We start from the raw sequence: 25,473 nt of genomic DNA, 5'->3' as shown, positions 1-25,473 counted from the left end.
CCCTGAACGTTTTTTCCATTATAAACAAAATGAACATCGTATGCATGGGAATGTGCTTGCCAACATAAAAAGAACAGCTTTCTGCTGTCCTCATTTAAATATATTGAACCATCCTTTATGTACAAACCACATCAGCATGCCAATCACAAGCGCAGCCATCAGGCCGAGCACGGCGAAATACCCGTATTCCCAGTGAAGCTCCGGCATGTTGTCGAAGTTCATGCCGTATACACCGGCAATAAAAGTGAGCGGGATGAAAATGGTCGAGACGATCGTCAATGTCATCATAATCGCGTTCATGCGGTTTGAGTTCAGTGTCACATAGCTGTCGCGCAAGTCGGACGTCATGTCACGATTGGATTCCACAATCTCAGACAATTTTAACAAGTGATCGTATATGTCGCTGAAGTAGGCTTTCGTTTCCCGCTGCTCTTTCACATGGTCTAGGCTTAAAATCCGATAGAGCAAATCACGCATCGGAATGATCGTCCGTCTCAGATGCAAAAGATCTGTCCTGAGTTCAAACACCTCATTCATCAGCGTTCCATACGTTTTGTGAGGACGGCTTTCTTCAATTTCGTTCAGCCGGTCTTCAATTTTGTAAACGAGGGGAAAATATTCATCGACCAGCTGATCCATGATCATATAAGAAATATGCCCGGGGCCTTTTTTCAATATGTCCGGTGAAGAATATAAACGCTCTCGGACTTTGGCAATACCGGGCGTTTCGTGCAAATGAAAGGTAACGACAAATTTTTCGCCTTGAAAAATATCGACTTCTTCCGTTGCAAGCGTTTCATGATTCAGCGCGTGAATGACGTAAAAGCGATAGCCGTCATAATGGTCAAGCTTTGGCCGCTGCATATGCTGGAAGCAATCCTCAATGGCAAGCGGGTGAAAATGAAAAAAATCTCTCAATAACGCCGTTTCCGTATCCTCCGGGCCGTAAAAATCAACCCAGTACCATGCGATATCAGGCTGTTCCACTCGTTCGATCGGTATATTTTTCAGCAGCTGATGCTCTGTTGTTATTGCGGTAATGTTGATCATAGACAACCCCCCACCTGACATTATATCATGGGGCCTTTTTGAGAAAAGTATACGGTGTTCTCTGCCTATTTCCAGCGGCGTGCTATACTGAACAAAAAAAGGAAAAAAGGGTGAATTTCATGTGGAAGGAAAACATATCCGTCACACCTCCGTATCACTTTGACCGCGTACTGGACAGACTGTCTTTAGATCCACTCAATGCGGCAGATAGAGAAGCGCGGAACATTCGCGTGCCGATCAGAAACCAAGCGGGAGACGTATGTATTGTAAAGGTACAGGCGGTAGGACATGCCGATGAGCCCGAGTTCCTCGTCAGCGGGGAAACGGATCAGGAAGAAATGATGAAGGAGATCAAACGGATTTTTCAATGGGAAAATGATTTACAGCACGTTCTCGACCATTTTTCGAAAACGAGCCTGTCCGCCATTTTTGAAGAACATGCCGGGACGCCGCTTGTATTAGACTACAGTGTGTACAACTGCATGATGAAATGCATCATCCACCAGCAGCTCAATCTTTCCTTCGCTTACACGCTGACAGAACGGTTTGTCCATACGTTTGGCGAGCAGAAGGACGGCGTGTGGTGCTATCCTAAGCCGGAAACGATTGCGGAACTCGATTATCAGGATTTGCGCGATCTGCAATTCAGCATGCGAAAAGCGGAATACGCCATTGATACATCAAGGATGATTGCAGAAGGCACACTCGACCTATCAGAGCTGCCGCATATGAAGGATGAAGGCATCATGAAGAAATTGATCAAAATCAGGGGCATCGGCCCGTGGACCGTGCAAAACGTCCTTATGTTCGGCCTTGGCCGCCCAAATTTATTCCCGCTTGCCGATATCGGTCTCCAAAACGCAATCAAACACCATTTCCAGCTGGACGACAAGCCTGCAAAGGATGTCATGCTGGCGATGAGCAAGGAGTGGGAGCCTTATTTGAGCTATGCGTCTCTGTATTTATGGAGGAGTATTGAATAGAAAACGGCTGCCTTTTCGGCAGCCGCTGCGATTAATCGAGCTTCACTGTGATGCTTTGGCCTGAATCGGCACTTTTAACAGGGGAAAACGCAATTTTTAATTGATGAATATCTTCCGCTTTGCCGCTGTATACAGCTCCTATTACACCTTCGTTTTCTGTGTGCGGAGCGAAAACGTGCTCATTGTCCTTCAAGATATTATTATCAGCAACTTTCAGCTTTTGCCCGTCATCTGTTTCTACTGATTCAATACCCTGCCAATCAACTTGTGTATCTCCTGTATTTTCTGCTTTATAAGTGATTTGAATGTACCGGAGCGGTTCAGACACTTTTTGATCTGTCATTCTTTTAAAGAGCTTCAGCTGGTAAGGACTGATATTGGTACGCGCCAGTAATTTGACTTGATCGACAGTAATCGTTAAGGGCTTCATTGCTGCTTGTTTCTGAACATCGGCAATTTTGTCTAATGTAACAATTTCTCCATTGTCCTCAGTGGATGTTTCACCAGGCTTGGTCAAGATTTTTTTTCCGCTGTTTTGGCTTGAACCATCTGTTTCATTGTCGCTATCCAATGGTTTATTGCTTTCCTGAACCAGCTGGTTGTCCAAATCAACAAATCGAATGGTCGGTTCACTTCCTTCATAATAAGAGGAATGCTTATACAATGCACGAAGAAACTGATCAAAGAGAATTGCCAAGAGACCGTTTTCCATCGATTTTCCGTCTGAGTTGTTAAAAGTGATAACCACGGTATTGTTTTTTATTTCCACTTTTTTAACCACTTTTTCTCCATCGGAATTGGTTTCTGTCATTTTTTCAAACGCGCCGTTCAAATCCTTTTTGGAAATGTGGATTTTTTTCCAATCTTCTTTGGTGATACTGTTAAAGTCCTTTTTCAGCAAATCTAGATTTTTGCTTTCGTCTTCTGCTGTTTTTTCTGTTTTTGCAGAAGTCGCACTGTTGTCGTTTCCGCATCCTGCCGCGCTGAATAATAATCCTAATGCGCAGACAGCGGTTAGAAATTTCTTCATTTTATCCCTCTTTTATGTAATAGTCATAAACTGTATCGGCTGTCTTGAACGATTATTGAGTAAAATTGGAAATGTTTTTGAAAAATATGAAGGAATCCAGATAAGCGTGTTATACTAGAAAGATGTGAAAAAAACATTTCACTTTCTGCCATCTGCAGAAAGCTTCATATAGAAACGGAGAGAACAACGTGAACCAACAAAAGAAACAGGCGCCCGTCGAACTGAAAGTCGGACAAACCTTTCCGCTGACGATTAAGCGTCTCGGCATTAACGGCGAAGGTGTCGGCTACTTTAAGAAAAAAGTCGTTTTTGTGCCCGGCGCGCTTCCCGGTGAGGAGGTTGTTGTGCAGGCCACAAAGGTTCAGCCGAAGTTTTCGGAGGGCCGCATTAAAAAGATCCGCAAGGCGTCGGAGCACCGCGTAACACCGCCTTGTCCTGTATACGAACAGTGCGGCGGCTGTCAGCTTCAGCACCTTGCATACAGTCAGCAGCTTCGGGAAAAACGCGACATCGTCATCCAGTCACTTGAACGCCATACGAAGTTTAAAGTGGAAAACATGGAAATCAAAGAAACAATCGGCATGGATAACCCGTGGAATTATCGCAACAAAAGCCAATTCCAAATCGGTCGCTCGCAAAGCGGCAGCATCATCGCCGGCTTATACGGCCTTGAATCCCATGACATCGTGCCGATTAAAGACTGTGTCGTCCAGCATCCGGCAACAAACAAAACAACAGGCATTGTCCGCCGCATTTTAGAGGACTTCAATGTGTCTGTTTATAATGAAAGAAAACGAAAAGGCGACGTTCGCACGATTGTGACGAGAGTCGGCTTTGAAACAGGAGAAGTGCAGGTCGTGCTTGTAACCGCAAAAGAAACCCTTCCTCACAAGGAAGAAATCGTCAAAGCGATCCAAAAGCGCCTGCCAGAGGTCAAATCCATTATCCAAAATGTAAACGGAGCGAAAACCTCAGTCATTTTCGGTGAAAAATCAAAGCCGCTTGCCGGAAAAACAGTGATCCAAGAGGTGCTCGGCGACGTATCCTTTGAACTGAGCGCACGCGCCTTCTTCCAGCTCAATCCGGAGCAAACCGTCAAGCTGTATGACGAAGTGAAAAAAGCGGTGCAGCTGACAGGAAAAGAAAAAGTTGTTGACGCGTATTGCGGCGTCGGCACGATCGGCATGTGGGTAGCGGACGGAGCGAAGGAAGTCCGCGGCATGGACGTCATCAAGGAATCAATTGATGATGCCAAGAAAAACGCTAAAAAACACGGCATGGCAAATGCCACATACGAAACAGGAACAGCCGAGCATTGGCTCCCAAAATGGACGAAAGAAGGCTTCCGCCCGGACGTCGTCATCGTTGACCCGCCAAGAACCGGCTGTGACAGCACATTCCTGGACACGATCAAAAAAGTCAAACCGAAACGCTTTGTCTACGTTTCCTGCAATCCATCCACACTTGCGAAAGATTTGCAGGCACTGTCGAAGGACTACCGCGTCGAATATATTCAGCCTGTGGATATGTTTCCGCAGACGGCCCATGTGGAAGCTGTGGCGAAGCTTGTATTAAAATCGTCTCATTAAAAAAATGATTCCTAATCAGATCTGGATTCGGCAAAATGCACATCGCCGATTTCCGGGTCTTTTTCATGCACAGTGGCGGCCTGTTGTCTTTTATATAGGCATGAACAGAACCCCAGCTATTGATAAGAAATTTTCTGGGACATACAATAGAAACCTGTATCCCTATGACCCAAGTTGCTTTTTGTTAACATAGTTAAGGTTTCAATGTTCAAAATTCACTATCGTTTGATAAGAAGGGCTTCAGCGTGCTATAAGTGTAAAAGAACATTTTGCTTTTTCATTTTGGAATAATATTTAGACTTGTATCCATATTGAAAGGATTTGAATTGGTTATGATAGATAATTTCTGGCGTGAACTGCCACGGCCTTTTTTTGTACTGGCACCGATGGAAGATGTGACAGATGTTGTGTTCCGCCATGTCGTGAGTGAAGCTGGCAGACCGGATGTGTTTTTTACAGAGTTTACAAACTCGGAAAGCTATTGTCACCCAGATGGGAAGGATAGTGTGCGCGGCCGTTTGACTTTTACAGAGGATGAACAGCCAATGGTTGCTCATATTTGGGGAGATAAGCCTGAAAACTTTCGTAAAATGAGCATTGGCATGGCGGAGTTAGGGTTTAAGGGACTAGATATCAATATGGGCTGCCCTGTGCCTAATGTGGCGGGGAATGGAAAAGGAAGCGGCCTGATTTGCCGTCCTGAAGTTGCAGCCGAATTAATTCAAGCAGCGAAAGCAGGAGGACTGCCAGTAAGTGTGAAAACCAGGCTTGGCTACACGGATATAGACGAATGGCGCGGCTGGCTGACACACATATTGAAGCAAGACATTGCGAATCTTTCCATTCATCTGCGTACAAGAGCGGAAATGAGTAAAGTAGATGCGCATTGGGAACTCATCCCAGAGATTAAGAAACTTCGTGATGAGGTGGCACCAGATACACTTTTGACAATAAACGGTGATATTCCTGACCGTCAAACTGGTTTGAAACTTGCTGAACAATACGGTGTTGATGGCATTATGATAGGGCGCGGCATTTTTACCAATCCTTTCGCCTTTGAAAAGGAGCCGAAAGAGCACAGCAGTAAGGAATTGCTTGATCTTTTAAGACTGCATCTGGATCTTCATGATGAATATTCAAAAGAAGAAGCTAGAGCATACAAGCCCCTTCCTCGCTTTTTCAAAATTTATCTCCGCGGATTCCGAGGAGCAGGTGAATTACGAAATCAATGCATGAACACAAAGTCAACAGATGAAGTGCGTGCATTGCTCGATGACTTTGAGAGAAAGTATCTTGATGGGGCAGAGTAACAGCAGTGCTTGCTTCAAAAAGGCTGTTAAAATAAAGGGGGTTGTAACTCAACTAAAATAAACCTGGATTTCGGTAAAACCAACAATTCCGATTTCCGGGTCTTTTTCCAGTCTGGCTTTTACGATTGATATTTAGAAACGACATAAAGGGGAGAAAAAATGAAACGACTATGCATCATCCCCTGCGGCAAGAAAAAAATATGGGACATCCATCCAGATAAAGGGCCGGTAAGAGCGGAAGACGCTTATCTCAGCCCGTTTCATCAGGCGTGCGAGCGTTATGCGAAAGCATTTTTCGATGAGTGGGTGATTTTGTCGGCGAAGCATGGGTTCCTGCGTCCAGATGATATCGTTCCCGAAAATTACGATGTCACTTTTGGAACCGCTCATTCAGACATCATGGCAGCGGACGAGCTGTGCCGTCAATTTCATGACAAAGGCTTTTCTGACATCGAAGAGCTTGTCATGCTTGGCGGGAAAAAATACCGAAGCGTCCTAAACGCGGTCATCGGAGAGCATCAGCGAATCAGCTGGCCGCTGTCATCGTACAAAGGCATTGGCTACATGCTTCAAGCGCTGAACCGGGCGGTTGAAGAAAAGCATGAATTGCAGCACGTGCATCTGAAGAAAAGAGTGTGAGCATGAAAAAACTTGTGATTGGATTGCTTGTCATTGCGGTATTTGGTTGCGGACTATATATCTATCATGTATGGTTCGGTGATCCACTTGCGAAAAATACCGCAGAGCAGAAGCTTATTTCTTATGTGAAACAAACTTACCCCAATAAGGACATCAAGATCACAGATGGGGTATATGACGTTAAAACCTCTCAATATGTGTTCCAAGCAAACACCCAATCTCATCGTTATCCAATGTGTACGAAGGGGTATCTTCATCCTAAGGTCACCTGCGATGGCATTGAAGAAGCGTATACCGAATCAGTAGCAAAATATCTAAACCAAGAAGCATCAAAGGAAATCGAAGCCGATCTGAAAAAAGCGGTTCCGCAAGTTATAAAAGTTGAAGCTGCTATCAGCATTGAAAACGGCCAGTTCACATTAGATACAAAATGGAACAAACAGCTGGCCGAAAAAGCGCCTATGAGCATGACGATTCAGTTAGATGCCAGCGGATCATCAAAAACAGATGCCGCACAGCTGGCCGAAATGGTTAGAAAAACGCTAAATGAAAAGGGATATACATACTCAAACGGCACGATAGACTGTATGGAGAAGGACGGGGACGGCGGTTTCGGTTATGTCAAATATTCAATTGATTTTCTTCCGAAAACAGCCATTCAGACAAACGATGCAGAAGAATGAAGCAGTGAAAAGATTTCCGAGGAAATAAATACGTCGATCATTGTCAAAGACTGGGTGAGGCCCGGTCTTTTTTGTATACCATAAAATGAGACAAATGGATCAGATCGAGACAAAATGAGACACTTGTCTCAAACTGTCTCCAATTTGAAAACGAGAAGACTGATTTTACGGGCTCAAAAGGCTGGCACACTTCTTGCATTTATAAATGTGAACCCTAAATAGAAGGAGGCGCACAAAATGGAATTGTTAAAACGAGAAGGCTTGTCATTAACTGAGGAGAAAGCGCTGTGGATGTACCAAAAGATGCTGGAAATCAGGGGATTTGAAGACAAAGTGCATGAACTGTTCGCGCAGGGAGTGCTTCCCGGATTCGTTCATTTGTATGCCGGTGAGGAAGCGGTAGCGGTAGGGGTGTGCGCTCATTTACATGATGGCGACAGCATTACAAGCACGCACAGAGGGCATGGCCATTGTATCGCCAAAGGCTGTGATCTGGACGGCATGATGGCGGAAATTTTCGGGAAAGCGACCGGACTATGCAAAGGAAAAGGCGGCTCTATGCATATTGCCGATCTCGATAAAGGCATGTTAGGGGCAAATGGAATCGTCGGTGGCGGATTTACGCTCGCATGCGGATCAGCGCTCACCGCTAAATATAAACAGACTAAAAATGTAAGCGTTTGCTTTTTTGGCGACGGAGCAAACAACCAAGGTTCCTTCCACGAAGGGATGAACTTAGCAAAAGTGTGGAACCTCCCTGTCGTATTTGTTGCTGAAAATAATGGCTATGGCGAAGCCACCCCATTTGAGTACGCGTCAGCCTGTGATTCAATTGCCGACCGGGCGGCCGCCTATAACATGCCGGGGGTCACGGTGGACGGAAAAGATATTTTAGCAGTTTACCAGGCAGCCGAGGAAGCGATAGAACGAGCAAGAAACGGCGGAGGTCCGTCTTTAATTGAATGTATGACCTACAGAAACTACGGCCATTTCGAAGGAGATGCCCAAACCTATAAAACCAAAGATGAGAGAACTGAGCATCTGAAGGAAAAGGATGCGATTCAAGGCTTTAAAAACTACTTGTTAAAAGAAACAGATGCCAAAAAGCTGTCAGACATTGAACAGCGTGTCAGTGAATCGATTGACAAAGCCGTTTCGTTCAGTGAAGACAGTCCATATCCAAAAGAATCAGAGCTGCTGGCAGACGTCTACGTGTCATATGAAAAAGGGGGAATGTGAGATGGCGAGAGTCATAAGCATGTCAGACGCGATCAATGAAGCAATGAAGCTTGCGATGAGAAGAGACGAGAATGTGCTTTTGATCGGTGAGGATGTCGCCGGGGGAGCGGCGGTCGATCATTTGCAGGATGATGAAGCGTGGGGCGGTGTATTGGGGGTTACAAAGGGTCTCGTACAGGAATTCGGGCGCAGCCGAGTGCTGGATACACCGATTTCTGAAGCGGGCTACATGGGTGCGGCCATGGCTGCGGCATCTACCGGTCTGAGGCCGATTGCCGAGCTGATGTTTAATGATTTTATCGGCACATGCTTTGACCAGGTGATCAACCAAGGGGCAAAATTCCGCTATATGTTCGGCGGAAAAGCGCAAGTGCCGATTACTGTCCGCACCACATACGGAGCGGGATTCCGGGCCGCCGCTCAGCATTCGCAGACGCTGTATGGCCTGTTTACCAGCATCCCGGGCCTGAAGACGGTTGTTCCGTCCAATCCGTATGATGCCAAAGGACTGCTGCTGGCGGCAATCGAAGACAACGATCCGGTGTTCTTTTTTGAAGACAAAACGTCCTACAGCATGAAGGGCGAGGTGCCGGAAGATTATTATACAATCCCGCTCGGAAAAGCGGATATCAAACGTGAAGGCAGCGACATCACGCTGTTTGCAGTCGGCAAGCAGGTTAATACCGCTCTTGAAGCGGCGTCAAAGCTTTCAGAAAAAGGCATCGAAGCCGAGGTGCTCGATCCCCGCAGTTTATCTCCTTTGGATGAGGAAGCGATTTTCACGTCGTTAGAAAAAACAAACCGGCTGATCATCGTTGATGAAGCCAATCCGCGCTGCAGCATCGCCACAGATATTGCTGCGATTGTCGCCGACAAGGGCTTTGATTTGCTTGATGCGCCGATAAAGCGGATTACAGCGCCGCATACACCGGTGCCGTTTTCGCCAGTGCTTGAAGATCAATATTTACCAACACCAGATCAAATTGTCAGCGTCACGCTTGAACTGCTTGGCGAGCCGGCAATGAATTAAAGGGGGGACACAAATGGCGGTAAAAGTAGTGATGCCGAAATTGGGAATGGCGATGAAACAAGGGGAAGTATCGATATGGAATAAAAAAGTAGGCGATCCGGTTGAAAAGGGAGAAAGCATTGCCAGCATTCAATCGGAGAAAATTGAAATGGACATCGAGGCGCCTGAAAATGGAACGCTGATCGATATCAAGGTGAAAGAGGGAGAAGAGGTTCCGCCCGGCACAGCGATCTGCTATATCGGGAACGCTGATGAATCGGTGCAGGAAGAGGCGAAAGAGCCTGCTGCAGCAGACAGTGAGCCGCCAGCCGTCGAGCCCGCAAAACCAGAAAGCAAACCTTCAGCTATTAAAAAAGAACGAATCAAAATATCTCCAGTCGCCAGGAAAATCGCGGAAAAAGCAGGATTAGACGTGAAACAGCTGAAAGGCACAGGACCAGGCGGGCGAATCGTGAAAGACGATGTAACAAAGGCGCTTGCTGAACAGAAAAAAGATCAGGCAGAGCCCGTTTCTGAGCAGAGGGCGCAGGAAACACCGGTGGCAGGCATGAGAAAAGTCATTGCGGCCAGAATGCAGGAAAGCTTGGCAAACAGTGCGCAACTGACAATTACGATGAAGGCTGATATCACCAAGCTGACAGCCCTTCAGAAACAGCTTTCGCCAACTGCGGAAGAGCGGTACGGCACGAAGCTGACGATCACTCATTTGGTATCAAGAGCGGCCGTTCTCGCCCTGCAGGCTCATCCTGTGCTGAACAGCTTTTATAAAAATGAGCGCATCATCACACATCCTTATGTGCACCTCGGCATGGCCGTAGCCTTGGAAAATGGCTTAGTTGTGCCTGTGATCCGCCATGCTGAAAAGAAATCACTGATTGAACTGGCTCAATCCATTTCGGAAAACGCCAAAACAGCACGCGAGGGACGTGCGGGAAGTGAAGAACTGCAAGGCTCAACCTTCTCTATTACAAACCTTGGCGCTTTTGGCGTCGAGCATTTCACACCGATATTAAATCCGCCGGAAACAGGCATCCTCGGCATCGGAGCAAGCTATGACACGCCAGTGTATCAAGGTGAGGAAATCGTCAGAAGCACGATCCTGCCGCTCAGCCTGACATTTGATCACAGAGCCTGTGACGGCGCCCCTGCCGCTGCCTTCCTGAAGGCGATTCAAACGTATTTAGAAGAACCGGCAGCTTTAATTTTATAGGAAAAGCAGGTGAAAACGACATGACACTAGCCATTATCGGCGGCGGACCTGCAGGCTATGCGGCTGCAGTCTCCGCGGCACAGCAGGGCAGGAACGTGCTGCTGATTGACAAAGCCCGCCTTGGGGGCACCTGCCTCAATGAAGGCTGCATCCCGACGAAGTCTTTGTTAGAAAGCGCAAACGTTCTTGATAAAATCAAGCATGCTGACCGCTTTGGAATCGAACTTCCGGCAGGTGCGATATCGGTTGATTGGAACAAAATGCAGACCCGCAAACAACAGGTTGTCAGCCAGCTCGTCCAAGGCGTTCAGTACCTAATGAAGAAAAACCAAATACAGGTTGTGAAGGGGACGGCCTCCTTTCTTTCTGACAAAAAGCTCCTGATTGAAGGAGAGAACGGAAAAGAAATCAGAGAGGCGGACCAAATATTAATTGCATCCGGATCAGAGCCGATCGAGCTGCCATTCGCCCCGTTTGATGGCGAATGGATCATCGACAGCAAGGACGCGCTTTCCCTTTCTGAGATTCCGTCTTCGCTTGTCATTGTCGGCGGCGGTGTCATCGGCTGTGAATATGCCGGGCTGTTTGCCAGACTGGGATCGAAGGTAACTATCATCGAAACAGCCGGCCAGCTGATCCCGTCTGAAGATGAAGATATTGCCCGGCTCTTTCAAGAGAAGCTCGAGGAAGACGGTGTGGAAGTGCATACCTCATCCCGGTTAGAGCGGGTGGATCAAACGGCCAAAACGGCAATATGGAAAAGCGGGCAGCGAGAGTTTAAAACGACGGCCGATTATGTACTGGTGTCGATCGGCAGAAAACCCCGTCTTGACGGCTTGCAGCTGGAACAGGCCGGCGTTGATTTTTCTCCAAAAGGCATTCCTGTGAACGAACACATGCAAACCAATAGGGCTCACATTTATGCGTGCGGAGACGCAATCGGAGGCATTCAGCTGGCGCATGCGGCTTTCCATGAAGGCATCGTTGCCGCATCACATGCTTCCGGAAGGGATGTCAAAATCAATGAGAAACATGTGCCGCGCTGCATCTATACATCACCGGAAATCGCGTGTATCGGAATGACAGAACAACAGGCAAGAACCGTATACGGGGATGTGAAGATTGGCGAATTTCCTTTTTCCGCAAACGGCAAGGCGCTTATTAAACAGCAAGCGGAAGGTAAGGTCAAAATCGTGGCGGAGCCGGAATTCGGCGAAATCGTCGGTGTCTCGATGATTGGCCCTGATGTGACCGAACTTATCGGCCAGGCGGCTGCGATCATGAATGGTGAGATGACCGCTGATATGGCGGAGCATTTTATCGCCGCCCATCCGACACTGTCTGAAACATTGCACGAGGCGCTGTTAAGTACGATCGGGCTTGCAGTGCACGCATAACGCGGGAAAAAGCAGACGCAGAGAATACAAAGCGTCTGCTTTTTTATTGTTGAAAGCGCTTTATTTTTCCCCTACAATAGATGGAAACGGCGTGTAAGGGAGGAGCGATCAAGGAAATGAATTCGATCCCAAACGATTTGCAAACCTGGAAACGTTTTGTGAAAGACGGTGTGCTTGACGAAGCCCGATTAAGAAAACGGATCGCCGAGTCATGGCATCGCTGCAAAAAAGCTGAGGTCAATCCTTATTTAGAAAAAGGCCCGAAGGTTTTACAGCAAACCGAGCTGGATCACCAGTCGAAAAAGCATTCATTCTTCCTGACGACCGCACAGCCTTACCTTGACAAACTGCTGCCCGCCATAAAAGAAATGGAAATGGTGGCACTGTTAATTGATTCAGACGGCGTTGTTTTGGCATTGGACGGCCATCCTCGCGCGCTTTATGAAGCCAAACGCATCAACTTTGTCGAAGGCGCATGCTGGACGGAAACGGCTGTTGGAACAAATGCGATCGGCACGGCGCTCCATATTAGTGAGCCGGTTGCCATACAAGGGTCAGAACATTACTCCGTCGCATCCCATCACTGGAACTGTTCAGCCGCACCGATTCACCATGAGGATGGCAGCCTTGCAGGTTTGATTGATATATCGTGTCCGGGAGCAGGCGCGCATCCTCATATGCTCGGTATTGCCACAGCGATCGCCTATGCCGCGGAACGGGAACTGGCATCGAAAAGCCGTGAGAAAGAGCTTGAGCTGATCGGACGTTTTGGAGAGAGGGCTGCATCCCATGTGCCGATGGTGCTCTGCAATACCAAACAGCACATCATCAGCGCAAGCGTACCGATTCGAACCTCAATACCGGATTGGCAGGGCCGGCACCTGTATGAGCTGAAGGAAAGGGGCTTCTCAATCGAAAAAGCCGTCACCATAGGAGATGGCGGCACTTGTTTTTATCTCTCGGAGCAAAAGAAAAAGACGGCGTTTCGATTCAATGGAGTCATCGGGCGAAGCGGACGATCGCAAGCAATGCTGAAGAACCTTGAACGGGCTGCGGCGGCGGATGCAACAGTCTGCCTGTCGGGGGAAACCGGTACGGGGAAGGAAGTCGCGGCCCGCGCGCTTCATGAGAACAGCGAGCGTCGGCATGGCCCGTTTGTTGCTGTCAATTGCGGAGCGATACCGTCTGACTTGATTGAAAGCGAGCTGTTTGGCTATGCGGAGGGCGCTTTTACGGGAGCAAAACGAAACGGCTATAAAGGCGCCTTTCAAAAAGCGAATCGGGGCACTTTATTTTTAGATGAGATCGGAGAAATTTCCCACTCGATGCAGGTTGCGCTTTTGCGGGTGCTTCAGGAACGCCAAATCACACCGGTCGGCGGGACGAATGAAATTCCGGTTGATATCAGAGTCATTGCCGCCACCCATTGTGATTTGCGCGAGCTTGCCGAAAGCGGAAAAATCAGAGAAGATCTGTTTTATCGCCTTCATGTTTATCCGATTGAGCTTCCCCCTTTACGTGAGCGCCCCGAGGATATTTCTGATCTTTTTCAGTACTACAAACAGAAAAATCATTGGCCTGGCGAGCTTCCCCTCGATTTTTTGGATGTGCTGAAAGAGTGGAGGTGGCCGGGGAATATTCGCGAGCTGTTCAATGTGTTTGAGCGTCTTTCCATCAGATATCCGGACGGCCGGATGAGGGATGAGCCGCTTCCCGCTTTACTGGAAGCTTCAGGACTGCCGTTCAGCCCGGCAGAAAAAAAGCCGGCTGCTGCCGGCGCGCTGGCTCTTCGTGAGCAAATCCAAAAAGATATGATGATCAAAGCGCTTGAATCCGCAAAAGGAAACGTTTCTCAAGCCGCCAAAATCAGCGGGATACCGAGAAGCACTTTCTACAAACGCCTGAAAAAATTCAACTTGACCGCTGAATCATAAAGCATACTTCCTTCAGGAAATGGAAACGTTATGTATGAAGGAGGGTGTTAGCATGAATATTCAAAGGGCGAAAGAAATTGTAGAATCCCCCGACATTAAAAAAGTAACATACAACGGAGTTCCTATTTACATTCAGCACGTGAATGAAGAGAACGGAACAGCGAGAATATATCCGCTCGACGAACCGCAGCAGGAGCATGAAGTGCAGCTGACCAGCTTAAAAGAGGATTAAACAAAAATGGCCCGCTTCATAAGCAGGCCATTTTTGTTATCCGCGCGGCGCAAATAGGATGACACAGACGCCAATGAGGCAAATGAATGCACCGACCCAGTCATACAGATCTGGTGTTTTTCGGTCAACAAGCCATCCCCACAGAACCGCCAGCACGATGAATACTCCGCCATAAGCGGCGTATACACGGCCAAAGGAAGGGAAGGACTGAAACGTCGGAAGAATGCCGTAGACAACCAGGATCAGTGCCCCGGCAATTCCATAGCCGACTGGCTTTGCCTCTCTCAGCCACAGCCAAACCAAATACCCGCCGCCAATTTCGGCAAGTCCCGCCGCGAGAAATAAAAGAATCGTAATCAGCATGACTCGCACTCCTCAGGTTGCTTTTTCCTTTTTAATTATAAAGGAGGCGAGCTGTTAAAGCTTCGGGTTATTCTCAAATTCCTTCAAATACGCGTTTCGCTGAACCTCTGTAAACTGGCTGACCCAATTGCTTTTTGCCTCTTCATTCAGATGAGGGAGGATATAGCGTTCAACGGCTTCAAAAAACAACGGATGTGCGATAATGTTCCAGGTTGGGAGGCGAACGACCTTGCCGTCTATTTTTTCGATGATAATATCCTCAAAAAAGATCCCCTTTAGACTGTAACGATGCCGTCCCATATACATCCGTTTGATCTCAGGAAAACGCACGCTGCGCTTTCTCGAGAAGATTTCGCCATCTGGCCCTGTTTTTACGCTGAAAATAACATTGCCCCGGCTTGTGAACGCTGGAAAAGCCATAAAAAGTGTGATCAGCCCATAAACAATCGCCATTAAACCGACGCCCAAATACAGCAGGGCATACTTAGATTGAAATGTAAGAGCTTCAGACACAAGCCACACCCCTGCAATAAAGGCGCCCCCTGTGGCGAGGAACAGCCATATTCTAAAAAACATTCTGCTTTTGACCTGAATGACTTCATTGTTTTTCAATTGCTATTCTCCTTTATCGCTCTTTAGCAAAAAAGTATACCTTTTATCACATCTTTATTTGCTGGTACAATAGAAAATTCATTTTGAGTAATGCCTGTTACCAGCCAAGTATGACGGCTGCCAGGTAAGACTAAAGCCATGTCAGCCACTTCCGGCGAGTTGTCTTTGTCATAAACAAGGCGCATCAGGGTATCCATTTTCCCTTTTCGCAAAGCAAGATCATTTACAAATCGGGTAACATCCTCTTGATGGTCATGCTTTTCAAGGAATGCCTTTAGGGATGAGGGGGTGTCTGAAGCGCCCTCCAAGAGCTTCTCAAATTCATTTGAGGTCAGTCTTAGAAGCAAATCACTGTTGTTCTCCGTCTCTGCGATATGTAAAAATTCATCTGTCTTCATAAGCAGTCCTTCAGCCGATTCTAATTTTGTAACGCGGTGGACTTGCTCGTCAAAAAGGAGTTCGTGAGAGTAGGTGCCGAATTTTGATACATGACAGGACACATTCAGTTCGGCGTCTTGCTCGTCAAATTTAGAGAGCTTTACTGTATAGTCAGCGTCGTTCAATACATGGATAAACGGGCAGTACTCGTCCTTCAGCCGATATTGATGATTCCGAAACTCCGCGGCATCCTTGGCTAAGAGTGAGCGGCACGCCGCTTCAAACAAAGCGCCGAGCTGTTCATCTTCTATCTCTGGAAAATAGGCCTGCTTCAAGGCCATCCCCTGTTCAAAAAACCCTTCGCTGTAAAAACAAAATAAAAGCTCTTCTATGCTAATTGTAAACTGCTTCATTGATTATTCTCCTATCCGAATGAAAATTTCCCTTTAAGGAAATGGGTTGCGCCGTGTATGAGCGAATCCGCTGTTTTCTTTGCTGTTTCCATTCCTTTATGTATGGTTTGATTCGCCGCATCTATCCCATCATTTACTGATTTGACGACTTTTCCTGCTGATTCCAGTCCTTTCTTGGCAGTGTCAACGACAGCGTGAATCGGCTCCTTCAGCTTTACAGCTGCTTTTTCAGCAAATCCTGAGGTGAATTTTGCGATTTTTTCTCCAACCAAACCTCCTACGGCTGAGCCGATTGTGCCACCGACAACTGTGCCAACAGGGCCTAACACACTTCCAAGGGCACCGCCGACGACAGCGCCTGCCGTTGCTCCTCCTGCGATGAAAATCGTATTATTCACCGCATTTCCGACGGCCTTGGCGTTTTCACGCTTGAGAACTTCCGGTTTGTCTTCGTATTTTGCGTAATTTTCAGCTATTTTCAAGCCTGCTCCGAACGTTTCGGTCGCACCAGTAATCAGTGTGGCGGTAATGGCATTTCCTTTTGCGAATTTCAATCCCGTTTTTCCGACATCTTTTAAGGTTGAGCGTACGCCGGCTTCATTCAGAATTCCTTTTGTGTAGCTCCTGACGCTGTTTGAAAAATCCACCGTATCCTGAGGGAAGTACTTCGTAAACTTTTTATGGACCAAATCCGAAAATGGGCGGTTTGTCTTTTTAAACAAGTATTTAGGGTTCAAAAGCACTCTGGCTACTTTTTGATAACGTGAGCTGTCAACAGCTCTGGAAATATCCAATAGCAGTTTTGAGTGCCGGGCGTTATGTAATCCGCTTGTCTGTTTCTCAAACTTCGTCAGCCCTAATCCGTAGTATTTTCCTTGCGTCAGCATAAGGGCAGTTAAGCTTGTCATCGTTCCGTATTTGTCGTAGGCATTGTAGAGCTTTCGCAAAATATCATCTTGTTCCACAAATTGATCGCCCGTTTTTCTGATGAATATTTCATTGTCACTCAGCTTGGTGACGAGCGCTTTTCCTGAGCTCCAAGCATCGCCGACTCCGGAGAAACAGCTGCTGTAGCGGGGATCGCATTGCAAAATCATCTGTCCCAGCTCCGCATGCAGGTCCTTATATTTGTTTTCCATATCAGTTAATTCAGTGACAACATCATTTGCCAGCTGTTCGAGCTTATCCGGATCAACTGCAATGTTTCCTGACACTCCGTTCACCTCCCGAGTTTATGTCTTTCCTCTCTGGATTTACGTTCCAGTTCTTCCATTCTCGCAATTTCAGCTTTTCGTTCTTCTATTTTGACGGCGGCTGTCTTCAGTTCTTGGCTAGTTTCAAGCAGCTCCTGTTCGAATTGATCGTAGGCGGCTTTTGTTTCCTCAAAATCCTGGTCGAACGAATCTCTTGCTTTTCCCTGCCAAGCATCCCCCAATGCGGATAATCGGGATTCAAGCAGCATTTTAGAGCTTCTGACCTGTTCCGCGGCCGCACTGTACTTGTTTGCCAGCGCAATGACTTTATATGAGTCCAACTTTTGTCCCCTGCCTTTTCTAAATTCACGCACAATTGGATGTTTTATATAAATGATTATAAATAATTCGGCATGTATCCGAATCGTACAAAAGAACCTTTTCATAAGAACTGGAAGGGTGTATATTCACTCAAAATTCACAGTTGTTGAGACTTTAAGATTACAAAAAAGGTAAAAAAAACAAATCTCTCTGGCATAAGGCGAATGAGAAATTTCCCGCTGTATGGGAAAAAACACTAAAATTGATCAAATGACCTAAGTGCGCCAAACGTGTTACGGGACGGGCTCTCTCATGGTATAAATAGAATTGTAAACGTTATCAAGGAGGTCGTCAGTATGAAGAAAAAATCATTCTCAATCGTAATAGCGGGCGGAGGGAGCACGTTCACTCCGGGAATCGTTTTGATGCTCTTGGATCATTTGGAGGAGTTTCCGATCAGAAAGCTGAAGCTGTATGACAATGATAAGGAGAGACAGGATCGCATAGCAGGCGCCTGTGACGTTTTCATTAGAGAAAAAGCGCCGGATATTGAATTTACAGCGACGACTGACCCAGAAGAAGCTTTTACAGATGTTGATTTTGTTATGGCGCATATCAGGGTAGGGAAATACGCGATGCGTGCGCTTGATGAGCAAATTCCGCTGAAGTATGGAGTTGTCGGCCAGGAGACGTGCGGACCGGGCGGTATCGCATACGGCATGCGTTCAATCGGCGGCGTGCTTGAAATATTAGATTACATGGAAAAATACTCGCCAGATGCGTGGATGCTTAATTACTCCAATCCGGCGGCGATTGTAGCGGAAGCTACGAGACGCCTTAGACCGGATTCGAAAATTCTTAATATCTGTGATATGCCGGTTGGAATTGAAGACCGAATGGCGCAAATTCTCGGCCTATCCTCAAGAAAAGAAATGAAGGTCCGCTATTACGGATTAAATCATTTCGGCTGGTGGACGTCGATTCTGGATCAAGAGGGCAACGATTTAATGCCGAAGCTGAGGGAACATGTATCTCAATATGGGTACATTCCGAAGACGGAGGCTGAAGCTGTGGAGGCGAGCTGGAATGATACGTTCGCTAAAGCGCGTGACGTGCAGGCCGCAGATCCTGACACACTGCCGAATACGTATTTGCAATATTACTTGTTCCCGGATGACATGGTGAAAAAATCAAATCCGAATCATACGCGGGCAAACGAAGTGATGGAAGGGCGCGAAGCCTTTATTTTCAGCCAATGTGACATGATCACACGCGAGCAGTCCACAGAAAACAGCGAAATCAAAATTGATGATCATGCATCATATATCGTGGATCTCGCCCGGGCGATTGCCTACAACACAGGTGAAAGAATGCTCTTGATTGTTGAAAATAACGGAGCGATTGCGAACTTTGATCCGACTGCGATGGTCGAGGTGCCGTGTATCGTCGGCTCAAATGGGCCGGAGCCGATCACCGTCGGCACCATTCCGCAATTCCAAAAAGGGCTGATGGAACAGCAGGTATCAGTTGAGAAATTGACTGTTGAAGCGTGGGCGGAGAAATCGTTCCAAAAACTGTGGCAGGCGCTGATTCTGTCAAAAACAGTACCAAACGCACGTGTGGCAAGGCTCATTCTCGAGGATTTAGCAGAGGCCAACAAAGACTATTGGCCAGAGCTTGATCAGAGCCCAACCCGTATTTCATAACTAAATTCCCCCATTTTCGAATCTGTAATTGTATATAATAGAAAGAAAATGGGGGGACCTGATATGCAGCTCGAAGAACTGATTAATCAGCACTACAGCAAATTAAATGACAACGATTTTCATATTTTAAAATATATATTGAATCATAAGCACACGTGCTATCGCCTTGGAATCGACGCGCTGGCCAAAGCTTGCAGCGTATCGCGTTCCTCGATTTTGCGGCTTGCCCAAAAGCTCGGTTTCAGCGGCTACAGTGAATTTCGCGTTTTTTTAAAGTGGGAAGATCAGCCGGAAGAAGGCGAGAGTATGAGTTTTCAAAAGCTGCTTGATGATATGGAAGCAAATTTGAAGTTCCTAAGGACAAAGGACATGACGGACATGTGCCGGCTGATTGATGAAGCCGACCGCATTTTCGTGTACGGATCGGGAAATGCGCAAAAAATATGCGCCCGCGACCTGCAAAGAATGTTTATTCCGCGCCATCGATATCTCATTTTGATTGAAGACACAAATGAGTTTCATTTGATGCGCGATGATTTTAAAGGAAACGATCTGTTTATCATCATTTCTCTTTCCGGAGAAACACCGGAGCTGATTCCTCAGGCAAGAATGCTTTCTGCAAAGGGGATTCCCTTTATTTCCATCACGAATTTAAAAAACAATGTCCTTGCCCAGCTGACTCCGCATAATCTTTATGCGACAAGCAAACCTGTGACATTAAGCGATAAAACGGAAATTGTCGCTTTTGCACCGTTTTTTCTCGTTGGCGAAGCATTGTTCCGCGCATATGTTGATTACAAAGAGGCAGAAAAAAATGACATTGAGTAGCAGGGGGTTCTGGTATGATGCAAAAAATTCAGCGCTTTGGCAGCGCTATGTTTGTGCCTGTTCTATTGTTCGCGTTCGCCGGCATTATCGTCGGTGTCAGCACGCTCTTTAAAAATAAAACCCTCATGGGCCCGCTCGCCGATCCCGACGGGCTTTGGTATCAGTGCTGGTATATCATTGAGCAGGGGGGCTGGACAGTTTTTAATCAAATGCCGCTCTTATTCGCCATCGGCATTCCGGTTGCTTTGGCGAAGAAAGCTCAGGCGCGCGCTTGCTTGGAAGCGCTTACTGTATATTTGACGTTCAATTACTTTGTCAGCTCAATCTTGACGGTATGGGGAGGCGCATTTGGCGTCGACATGAACCAGGAGGTTGGCGGAACGAGCGGATTAACGATGATCGCGGGCATTAAAACACTTGATACCAACATTATTGGAGCAATCTTCATTTCTTCGATTGTCGTCTTTTTGCATAACCGTTATTTTGATAAAAAACTGCCTGATTTTCTCGGCATCTTTCAAGGCTCAACGTATATCGTGATGATTTCCTTTTTCATTATGATCCCGATCGCTCTCGCCGTGTCTTACATTTGGCCGATGGTTCAATCGGGAATCGCTTCTCTTCAAAGCTTCCTGGTCGCTTCCGGAGCGGTGGGCGTTTGGATTTACACGTTTTTGGAACGGATTTTGATCCCGACGGGTCTTCATCATTTTATTTACACGCCGTTTATTTATGGGCCCGCTGTAGCGGAAGGCGGGATCGTCACGTATTGGGCGCAGCATCTCGGCGAATATTCACAAAGCGCCAAACCGCTGAAGGAGCTCTTCCCGCAAGGCGGATTCGCGCTCCATGGCAACTCGAAAATCTTCGGCATTCCGGGAATCGCTTTGGCGTTTTATGTCACTGCTAGAAAGGAAAAGAAAAAACTTGTTGCAGGGCTGCTGATCCCTGTCACGCTGACGGCGATTGTCGCGGGTATTACAGAACCGATTGAGTTCACTTTCTTATTTATTTCTCCTTTCTTATTTGCGGTTCACGCCGTGCTTGCCGCCACAATGTCGACGGTCATGTATATGGCCGGTGTCGTTGGTAATATGGGAGGCGGTCTGATCGAGCTGATGACCTTGAACTGGATTCCGCTCTTCGGCAGCCACGGTATGACGTATGTGTATCAAATTTTAATCGGGCTTTCTTTTACAGCTATTTATTTTTTCGTCTTCCGATTTTTAATCCTCAAATTCAACATCGCAACACCGGGACGGGAAAAGGATGAACAGCAGGAAACAAAGCTCTATTCGAAAAAGGAATACAGAGAAAGAAAAAACAAGGATGAAACAGCCTCCTCAGCTGAAACGGCAGATGACACCGCTTTTTTGTATATTGAAGCGCTGGGCGGAAAAGACAACATCACCGAAGTCACAAACTGCGCCACCCGCCTCAGAGTCAGCGTCAAGGATGAAACAAAGGTTGAACCCGACAGCGTCTTCCGCGCGCTTGGGGCACACGGCGTTGTCAGGAACGGGAAAGCATTTCAAGTGATTATCGGATTGAGCGTTCCGCAGATGCGGGAGCGTGTCGAAAAAATATTGAATCAATAAAGCCAGCCCTCCTTTTTGGGAGGGTTTTCGTTTGCCGTCAAAAAGACCGTCATAGTAAAGTAAAGAAAGAGATAATCGAGTAAAAAGGAGTTTGGGGGCTTTTACATGCAAAAGGCTTTATCGTTTTTAAAACCATACTCATTGCTGGCGGGAATTGCGCTGATTCTCATGTTGACGGAGCTTGCGGTTGAACTGATGCAGCCTTTATTAATCGCAAAAATCATCGACGATGGGATTTTGAAGCAGGATCTGCGGCATGTATGGACGTGGGGCGCGGTCATGATCGGACTGACGGTATTATCCTTTGCGGCGGGAATGCTGAATTCCTTTTATGCCGCACATGTCAGCCAAAGTTTTTCTTATGATACGAGAAAAGGCCTTTTCCAAAAAATCCAGTCCTTCTCCTATTCTACATTTGGACAGTTTTCGTCCTCTTCTTATATCACCAGGCTGACAAACGATGTCACACAGGTTCAAAACATGATTTTTATGAGTTTGCGGTTTATGCTGCGGGCTCCGTTAATGATTGCAGGCGGCATTGTGCTGTCGCTCGCTGTTAACGTGAAGCTCGGCTTTTTTCTGCTTGTGACCATTCCGATCCTGATCTTGTTTTTGCTTTGGGTGTTAAAGAAAGGCGGGGCGCTGTTCCGCTCCGTGCAGAAACGGCTGGATCAGGTGAATACCGTCATGCAGGAAAATTTAACTGCGATCAAGCTGATCAAAGCGCTGCTCCGCGGCAGCCACGAGGTCAAACGATTTATCAAAGCGAACACGAGGCTGATGGAAAAAACCGTTTCAGCCTTTCAGCTTGTGGAATTTACGATGCCTGTGCTGATGCTGCTAATGAACCTCTGCATCCTGTTGATTTTGTGGGCAGGGGCCTACAGTATCACGAGCGGCAGCACTCAGGTCGGTGATGTTGTCGCGATTATTAACTACGCAACACGAATGACAGGCGCGCTTTCAATGTTTCCGTTTTTGATTATGATTTTCACCCGGGCGAAGGCATCCGGCGATAGAATCGGCGAGGTGCTTGAAACGGAAGGCGATGAGCGGGAGGCAGGCGTCATATCTGACCGTTTGTCGGGCCGGATTGCGTTTCAGCATGTTTCCTTCAGCTATCCTGAAATGGACAGAGAAACACTCCGGAATGTCTCATTCTCCGTCAAGCCAAGGGAAACGATCGCGATTCTCGGTGCGACGGGATCAGGCAAGTCCACGCTCTTTCAGCTCATTCCGCGGCTTTATCAGCCTGATGCAGGAAGCATTTATATCGATGAAAAGCCGATTCATGATTTTCCGGCTGAAGGGCTTCGCAAGCAAATTGGGTATGTACCGCAGGAAGTGCTCCTGTTTTCCGGCACAATTAAAGAAAATATCGCTTGGGGCAAAGAAAATGCTTCACTTGATGAAATAATAGAAGCAGCCAAACATGCGCAAATTCATGAAACCATTAGGAAGCTTCCAAATGGCTATGACACTGTGCTGGGGCAACGAGGCGTCAACCTGTCCGGCGGCCAGAAGCAGCGGATTTCCATTGCGAGGGCACTGATTCGAAAGCCTGCCATCCTTCTTTTGGATGACAGCACAAGCGCGCTGGACCTGCAAACGGAGGCGAAGCTGCTTGAGGCAATCAGCACGTATGAGTGCACAACGTTGATCATTACGCAAAAAATGACCACGGCGATGAAAGCTGATCAAATTTTGCTGCTTGACGATGGCGAACTGATTGAAAAAGGCACGCATAGTGAGCTGCTTTCTGAATCACAGTTATACAAGCGCATTTATGAGTCGCAATTCGGAAGGGAGGGGGGCGAGTCATGCTAAAAGACATCCGCAAGCCTTTCCAATATCCCAAGCTGCCTATTGACAATCAAGAAGGCGCGAAAAAAAGGGCAAAAGCAAAGGACACAACCGGCACACTGAAGCGAATCTGGTCTTACTTGGCTGAACGAAAAGGACTGCTGATCCTTGTCATGCTGATGGTTGTCATCAGCGCGATATTCGGGCTCCTCGGCCCCTTCGTGATCGGAAAGGCCATCGACCATTTTATTGTGGGGAAAACGGTCAGCGGACTGATTCCTGTTTTGCTTCTTCTGCTCGCTATCTATATCATTCAATCCCTGTCGCTATGGTTTCAAAACTATTGGATGATAACAATCTCGCAGGGCACGGTCTTCAGAATGAGAAGCGAATTGTTCACCCATCTGCATGAGCTGCCGATTCCGTTTTTTGATAAACAGCGGCACGGCGAGCTGATGAGCCGGGTGACGAATGACATCGAAAATGTCAGCTCGACCTTAAATACGTCGGTCATTCAAATTTTGTCAAGCGTCATCACCTTTGTCGGAACGATTGCGGTGATGCTGTATATGAGCCCGCTCTTGACAGTGATTACCCTGACCATTATTCCGGTGATGGCAGTAAGCCTGAAATGGATCACCAACCGGACGGGGAAGCTGTTTAAAGAACAGCAGAAAAACCTTGGCGAGCTGAATGGATATATTGAGGAATCTGTTTCCGGCGCAAAGGTGATCAAAGCCTATTCGCGTGAAAAGCAGATCACAGCTGAATTTCTCGAAAAAAATGCTGCGCTCAAGACGTCGGGCTTCTGGGCTCAGACGATTTCGGGGTTTATCCCGAAAGTCATGAACTCTTTGAATAACTTAAGCTTTACCTTGATTGCCGCAATCGGAGGTCTGTTCGCGCTGAAAGGCTGGCTCTCGATCGGCTCCATCGTCGTCTTTGCAGAGTATTCAAGACAATTTACACGCCCTTTAAACGATCTGGCGAACCAGTTTAATACGATGCTGTCCGCCATTGCCGGCGCTGAACGGGTGTTTGACGTGCTTGATGAAAAAGAAGAGCGCGAGGATGAGAAAGACGCCATGCATCAGCCGATCCAAACAGGCAGCATTGAATTCCGCGATGTGTCCTTCGGTTACGATGAAGGGCAGCAGACACTGAAGCATTTACAGTTTACCGTGCCTGCCGGGCAGTCTATCGCGTTTGTCGGGCCGACGGGAGCGGGAAAAACAACCGTCACAAATCTTCTCGCCCGTTTTTACGAGCCTGATGAGGGAACGATTTTGATTGACGGAACGGATATTAAAACGCTCACTAGAGCAAGCCTGAGGAAAAACATGGGGTTTGTCCTTCAAGATTCGTTCTTGTTTCAGGGAACGATCAAGGAAAATATCCGCTATGGCAGGCTTGATGCTTCTGATCAGGAAGTCGAAGCCGCTGCAAAAACAGCGAACGCCCACAGCTTTATCGAAAGGCTGCCAAAAGGATATGACACAGTGCTGACGCAAAACGGATCAGGCATCAGCCAAGGACAGAAACAATTGATTTCCATAGCCAGGGCGGTGCTTGCCGATCCGGTTCTTCTCATTCTGGATGAAGCGACAAGCAACATTGATACCGTCACAGAAGTCAACATTCAAGAGGCGCTCGCCCGTTTAATGAAGGGAAGAACAAGCGTCATCATCGCCCACAGGCTGAACACCATTCAAAGAGCGGACCAGATTGTAGTGCTGAAAAACGGCGAAATGATTGAAAAAGGCAGCCATGATGAGCTGATCCGGCAAAAAGGATTTTACAGTGACTTATATGAAAGCCAATTTAAGAAATAGACCTTTGTCCTGCACAGAGGTCTTTTTTTGTTACAGGTTTATAGTACTTTTATTTCATTTTCGTAAAATGTAATGAAATTACTTGACGTAAACAAGTTAT

General features: G+C 47.1%; 23 protein-coding genes. 16 read left to right on the top strand and 7 right to left on the bottom strand.

Annotated elements, in window-relative coordinates; all coding sequences use genetic code 11:
- Window positions 1-90: 90 nt before the first annotated feature.
- Entirely contained in the window at window positions 91-1,050 is a 960-nt protein-coding gene (corA, locus tag V756_RS0117040) for a magnesium/cobalt transporter CorA (protein ID WP_024715729.1), read from the bottom strand.
- Between the two features lie 119 nt (window positions 1,051-1,169).
- Here corA and V756_RS0117035 point away from each other — a divergent pair, with 119 nt between their 5' ends.
- On the top strand, window positions 1,170-2,033 hold the full coding sequence (locus V756_RS0117035; RefSeq protein ID WP_024715728.1) for a DNA-3-methyladenine glycosylase family protein: 864 nt from the start codon (window positions 1,170-1,172) through the stop codon (window positions 2,031-2,033).
- Window positions 2,034-2,064: 31 nt separating this feature from the next.
- On the opposite strand, the gene V756_RS0117030 is transcribed toward V756_RS0117035, so the two are convergent.
- A complete protein-coding gene (locus V756_RS0117030; RefSeq protein ID WP_024715727.1) occupies window positions 2,065-3,063 on the bottom strand; it encodes a hypothetical protein in 999 nt (332 codons plus the stop codon).
- 188 nt (window positions 3,064-3,251) lie between these two features.
- On the opposite strand from V756_RS0117030, the gene rlmD reads away from it, so the two are divergent.
- The 10 genes from rlmD to V756_RS0116980 all read left to right on the top strand — a co-directional run bounded on the left by rlmD (window position 3,252) and on the right by V756_RS0116980 (window position 14,326).
- Window positions 3,252-4,652, top strand: coding sequence for a 23S rRNA (uracil(1939)-C(5))-methyltransferase RlmD (rlmD, locus tag V756_RS0117025; RefSeq protein ID WP_024715726.1), 1,401 nt, complete (start codon window positions 3,252-3,254; stop codon window positions 4,650-4,652).
- Window positions 4,653-4,984: 332 nt separating this feature from the next.
- Window positions 4,985-5,962, top strand: coding sequence for a tRNA dihydrouridine synthase (locus tag V756_RS0117020; protein WP_024715725.1), 978 nt, complete (start codon window positions 4,985-4,987; stop codon window positions 5,960-5,962).
- Between the two features lie 159 nt (window positions 5,963-6,121).
- Window positions 6,122-6,601, top strand: a complete 480-nt coding sequence (locus V756_RS0117015) for a DUF6884 domain-containing protein (protein ID WP_024715724.1) — start codon at window positions 6,122-6,124, stop codon at window positions 6,599-6,601.
- A gap of 2 nt (window positions 6,602-6,603) precedes the next feature.
- A complete protein-coding gene (locus V756_RS0117010) occupies window positions 6,604-7,284 on the top strand; it encodes a YfjL-like protein (protein WP_024715723.1) in 681 nt (226 codons plus the stop codon).
- Window positions 7,285-7,521: 237 nt separating this feature from the next.
- Window positions 7,522-8,523 carry an acetoin:2,6-dichlorophenolindophenol oxidoreductase subunit alpha gene (acoA, locus tag V756_RS0117005; protein ID WP_024715722.1) on the top strand — a complete coding sequence of 334 codons (1,002 nt, stop codon included), beginning with the start codon at window positions 7,522-7,524 and terminating at the stop codon, window positions 8,521-8,523.
- A gap of 1 nt (window position 8,524) precedes the next feature.
- Window positions 8,525-9,553, top strand: a complete 1,029-nt coding sequence (acoB, locus tag V756_RS0117000; RefSeq protein ID WP_024715721.1) for an acetoin:2,6-dichlorophenolindophenol oxidoreductase subunit beta — start codon at window positions 8,525-8,527, stop codon at window positions 9,551-9,553.
- 13 nt (window positions 9,554-9,566) lie between these two features.
- Entirely contained in the window at window positions 9,567-10,763 is a 1,197-nt protein-coding gene (locus tag V756_RS0116995) for a dihydrolipoamide acetyltransferase family protein (RefSeq protein ID WP_024715720.1), read from the top strand.
- Between the two features lie 20 nt (window positions 10,764-10,783).
- Complete coding sequence (acoL, locus tag V756_RS0116990) at window positions 10,784-12,160, top strand: acetoin dehydrogenase complex dihydrolipoyl dehydrogenase (RefSeq protein WP_024715719.1); 1,377 nt, start codon at window positions 10,784-10,786, stop codon at window positions 12,158-12,160.
- 116 nt (window positions 12,161-12,276) lie between these two features.
- Window positions 12,277-14,094, top strand: coding sequence for an acetoin dehydrogenase operon transcriptional activator AcoR (gene acoR, locus V756_RS0116985; RefSeq protein WP_024715718.1), 1,818 nt, complete (start codon window positions 12,277-12,279; stop codon window positions 14,092-14,094).
- A 52-nt stretch (window positions 14,095-14,146) separates the two neighbouring features.
- Window positions 14,147-14,326, top strand: a complete 180-nt coding sequence (locus tag V756_RS0116980; protein ID WP_024715717.1) for a small acid-soluble spore protein H — start codon at window positions 14,147-14,149, stop codon at window positions 14,324-14,326.
- A gap of 36 nt (window positions 14,327-14,362) precedes the next feature.
- Here the strand turns inward: V756_RS0116980 and V756_RS0116975 are convergent, their stop codons facing one another.
- From V756_RS0116975 to V756_RS0116955, 5 genes are read right to left on the bottom strand one after another with little or no spacing between them, the layout of a single operon-like run.
- On the bottom strand, window positions 14,363-14,689 hold the full coding sequence (locus tag V756_RS0116975; RefSeq protein ID WP_024715716.1) for a YnfA family protein: 327 nt from the start codon (window positions 14,687-14,689) through the stop codon (window positions 14,363-14,365).
- Between the two features lie 54 nt (window positions 14,690-14,743).
- Window positions 14,744-15,301: a YfjD family protein gene (locus V756_RS0116970; protein WP_024715715.1), complete on the bottom strand. Its 558-nt coding sequence runs from the start codon at window positions 15,299-15,301 to the stop codon at window positions 14,744-14,746.
- A 23-nt stretch (window positions 15,302-15,324) separates the two neighbouring features.
- The gene (locus V756_RS0116965; RefSeq protein ID WP_024715714.1) at window positions 15,325-16,092 is read right to left on the bottom strand and encodes a YfjC family protein; all 768 of its coding nucleotides are present in this window, start codon (window positions 16,090-16,092) and stop codon (window positions 15,325-15,327) included.
- Between the two features lie 11 nt (window positions 16,093-16,103).
- The gene (locus tag V756_RS0116960) at window positions 16,104-17,306 is read right to left on the bottom strand and encodes a YfjB-related protein (RefSeq protein ID WP_024715713.1); all 1,203 of its coding nucleotides are present in this window, start codon (window positions 17,304-17,306) and stop codon (window positions 16,104-16,106) included.
- A gap of 5 nt (window positions 17,307-17,311) precedes the next feature.
- Window positions 17,312-17,626: a WXG100 family type VII secretion target gene (locus V756_RS0116955; RefSeq protein ID WP_024715712.1), complete on the bottom strand. Its 315-nt coding sequence runs from the start codon at window positions 17,624-17,626 to the stop codon at window positions 17,312-17,314.
- Between the two features lie 336 nt (window positions 17,627-17,962).
- Here V756_RS0116955 and glvA point away from each other — a divergent pair, with 336 nt between their 5' ends.
- The 5 genes from glvA to V756_RS0116930 all read left to right on the top strand — a co-directional run bounded on the left by glvA (window position 17,963) and on the right by V756_RS0116930 (window position 25,373).
- Window positions 17,963-19,312, top strand: a complete 1,350-nt coding sequence (glvA, locus tag V756_RS0116950) for a maltose-6'-phosphate glucosidase (protein ID WP_024715711.1) — start codon at window positions 17,963-17,965, stop codon at window positions 19,310-19,312.
- A 63-nt stretch (window positions 19,313-19,375) separates the two neighbouring features.
- Entirely contained in the window at window positions 19,376-20,140 is a 765-nt protein-coding gene (gene glvR / locus V756_RS0116945; RefSeq protein ID WP_024715710.1) for a MurR/RpiR family transcriptional regulator GlvR, read from the top strand.
- A 14-nt stretch (window positions 20,141-20,154) separates the two neighbouring features.
- Entirely contained in the window at window positions 20,155-21,738 is a 1,584-nt protein-coding gene (gene malP, locus V756_RS0116940; protein ID WP_024715709.1) for a PTS maltose transporter subunit IIBC, read from the top strand.
- 105 nt (window positions 21,739-21,843) lie between these two features.
- Entirely contained in the window at window positions 21,844-23,565 is a 1,722-nt protein-coding gene (locus tag V756_RS0116935; RefSeq protein WP_024715708.1) for an ABC transporter ATP-binding protein, read from the top strand.
- Window positions 23,559-25,373, top strand: coding sequence for an ABC transporter ATP-binding protein (locus tag V756_RS0116930; RefSeq protein WP_024715707.1), 1,815 nt, complete (start codon window positions 23,559-23,561; stop codon window positions 25,371-25,373). Before V756_RS0116935 ends, V756_RS0116930 begins: the two co-directional genes overlap by 7 nt.
- The last annotated feature ends 100 nt before the right edge of the window (window positions 25,374-25,473 follow it).

Origin of the sequence: Bacillus tequilensis KCTC 13622 (assembly GCF_000507145.1) — a bacterium.
Classification (GTDB): Bacteria; Bacillota; Bacilli; order Bacillales; family Bacillaceae; genus Bacillus; species Bacillus tequilensis.
The sequence above is the reverse complement of the archived record's forward strand: the minus strand, read 5'-3'. Positions and strand labels throughout refer to the sequence as shown.

Bases quoted from the DNA above. Each gene is read 5' to 3' on its own strand.
- corA (WP_024715729.1), bottom strand. From the start codon at position 1,050: ATGATCAACATTACCGCAATAACAACAGAGCATCAGCTGCTGAAAAAT.
- acoB (WP_024715721.1), top strand. From the start codon at position 8,525: ATGGCGAGAGTCATAAGCATGTCAGACGCGATCAATGAAGCAATGAAG.
- acoR (WP_024715718.1), top strand. From the start codon at position 12,277: ATGAATTCGATCCCAAACGATTTGCAAACCTGGAAACGTTTTGTGAAA.
- V756_RS0117015 (WP_024715724.1), top strand. From the start codon at position 6,122: ATGAAACGACTATGCATCATCCCCTGCGGCAAGAAAAAAATATGGGAC.
- acoA (WP_024715722.1), top strand. From the start codon at position 7,522: ATGGAATTGTTAAAACGAGAAGGCTTGTCATTAACTGAGGAGAAAGCG.
- V756_RS0117020 (WP_024715725.1), top strand. From the start codon at position 4,985: ATGATAGATAATTTCTGGCGTGAACTGCCACGGCCTTTTTTTGTACTG.
- V756_RS0116980 (WP_024715717.1), top strand. From the start codon at position 14,147: ATGAATATTCAAAGGGCGAAAGAAATTGTAGAATCCCCCGACATTAAA.
- V756_RS0117030 (WP_024715727.1), bottom strand. From the start codon at position 3,063: ATGAAGAAATTTCTAACCGCTGTCTGCGCATTAGGATTATTATTCAGC.
- V756_RS0116930 (WP_024715707.1), top strand. From the start codon at position 23,559: ATGCTAAAAGACATCCGCAAGCCTTTCCAATATCCCAAGCTGCCTATT.
- acoL (WP_024715719.1), top strand. From the start codon at position 10,784: ATGACACTAGCCATTATCGGCGGCGGACCTGCAGGCTATGCGGCTGCA.
- V756_RS0116995 (WP_024715720.1), top strand. From the start codon at position 9,567: ATGGCGGTAAAAGTAGTGATGCCGAAATTGGGAATGGCGATGAAACAA.
- V756_RS0116935 (WP_024715708.1), top strand. From the start codon at position 21,844: ATGCAAAAGGCTTTATCGTTTTTAAAACCATACTCATTGCTGGCGGGA.
- V756_RS0117010 (WP_024715723.1), top strand. From the start codon at position 6,604: ATGAAAAAACTTGTGATTGGATTGCTTGTCATTGCGGTATTTGGTTGC.
- glvA (WP_024715711.1), top strand. From the start codon at position 17,963: ATGAAGAAAAAATCATTCTCAATCGTAATAGCGGGCGGAGGGAGCACG.
- glvR (WP_024715710.1), top strand. From the start codon at position 19,376: ATGCAGCTCGAAGAACTGATTAATCAGCACTACAGCAAATTAAATGAC.
- V756_RS0116975 (WP_024715716.1), bottom strand. From the start codon at position 14,689: ATGCTGATTACGATTCTTTTATTTCTCGCGGCGGGACTTGCCGAAATT.
- V756_RS0116965 (WP_024715714.1), bottom strand. From the start codon at position 16,092: ATGAAGCAGTTTACAATTAGCATAGAAGAGCTTTTATTTTGTTTTTAC.
- malP (WP_024715709.1), top strand. From the start codon at position 20,155: ATGATGCAAAAAATTCAGCGCTTTGGCAGCGCTATGTTTGTGCCTGTT.
- V756_RS0117035 (WP_024715728.1), top strand. From the start codon at position 1,170: ATGTGGAAGGAAAACATATCCGTCACACCTCCGTATCACTTTGACCGC.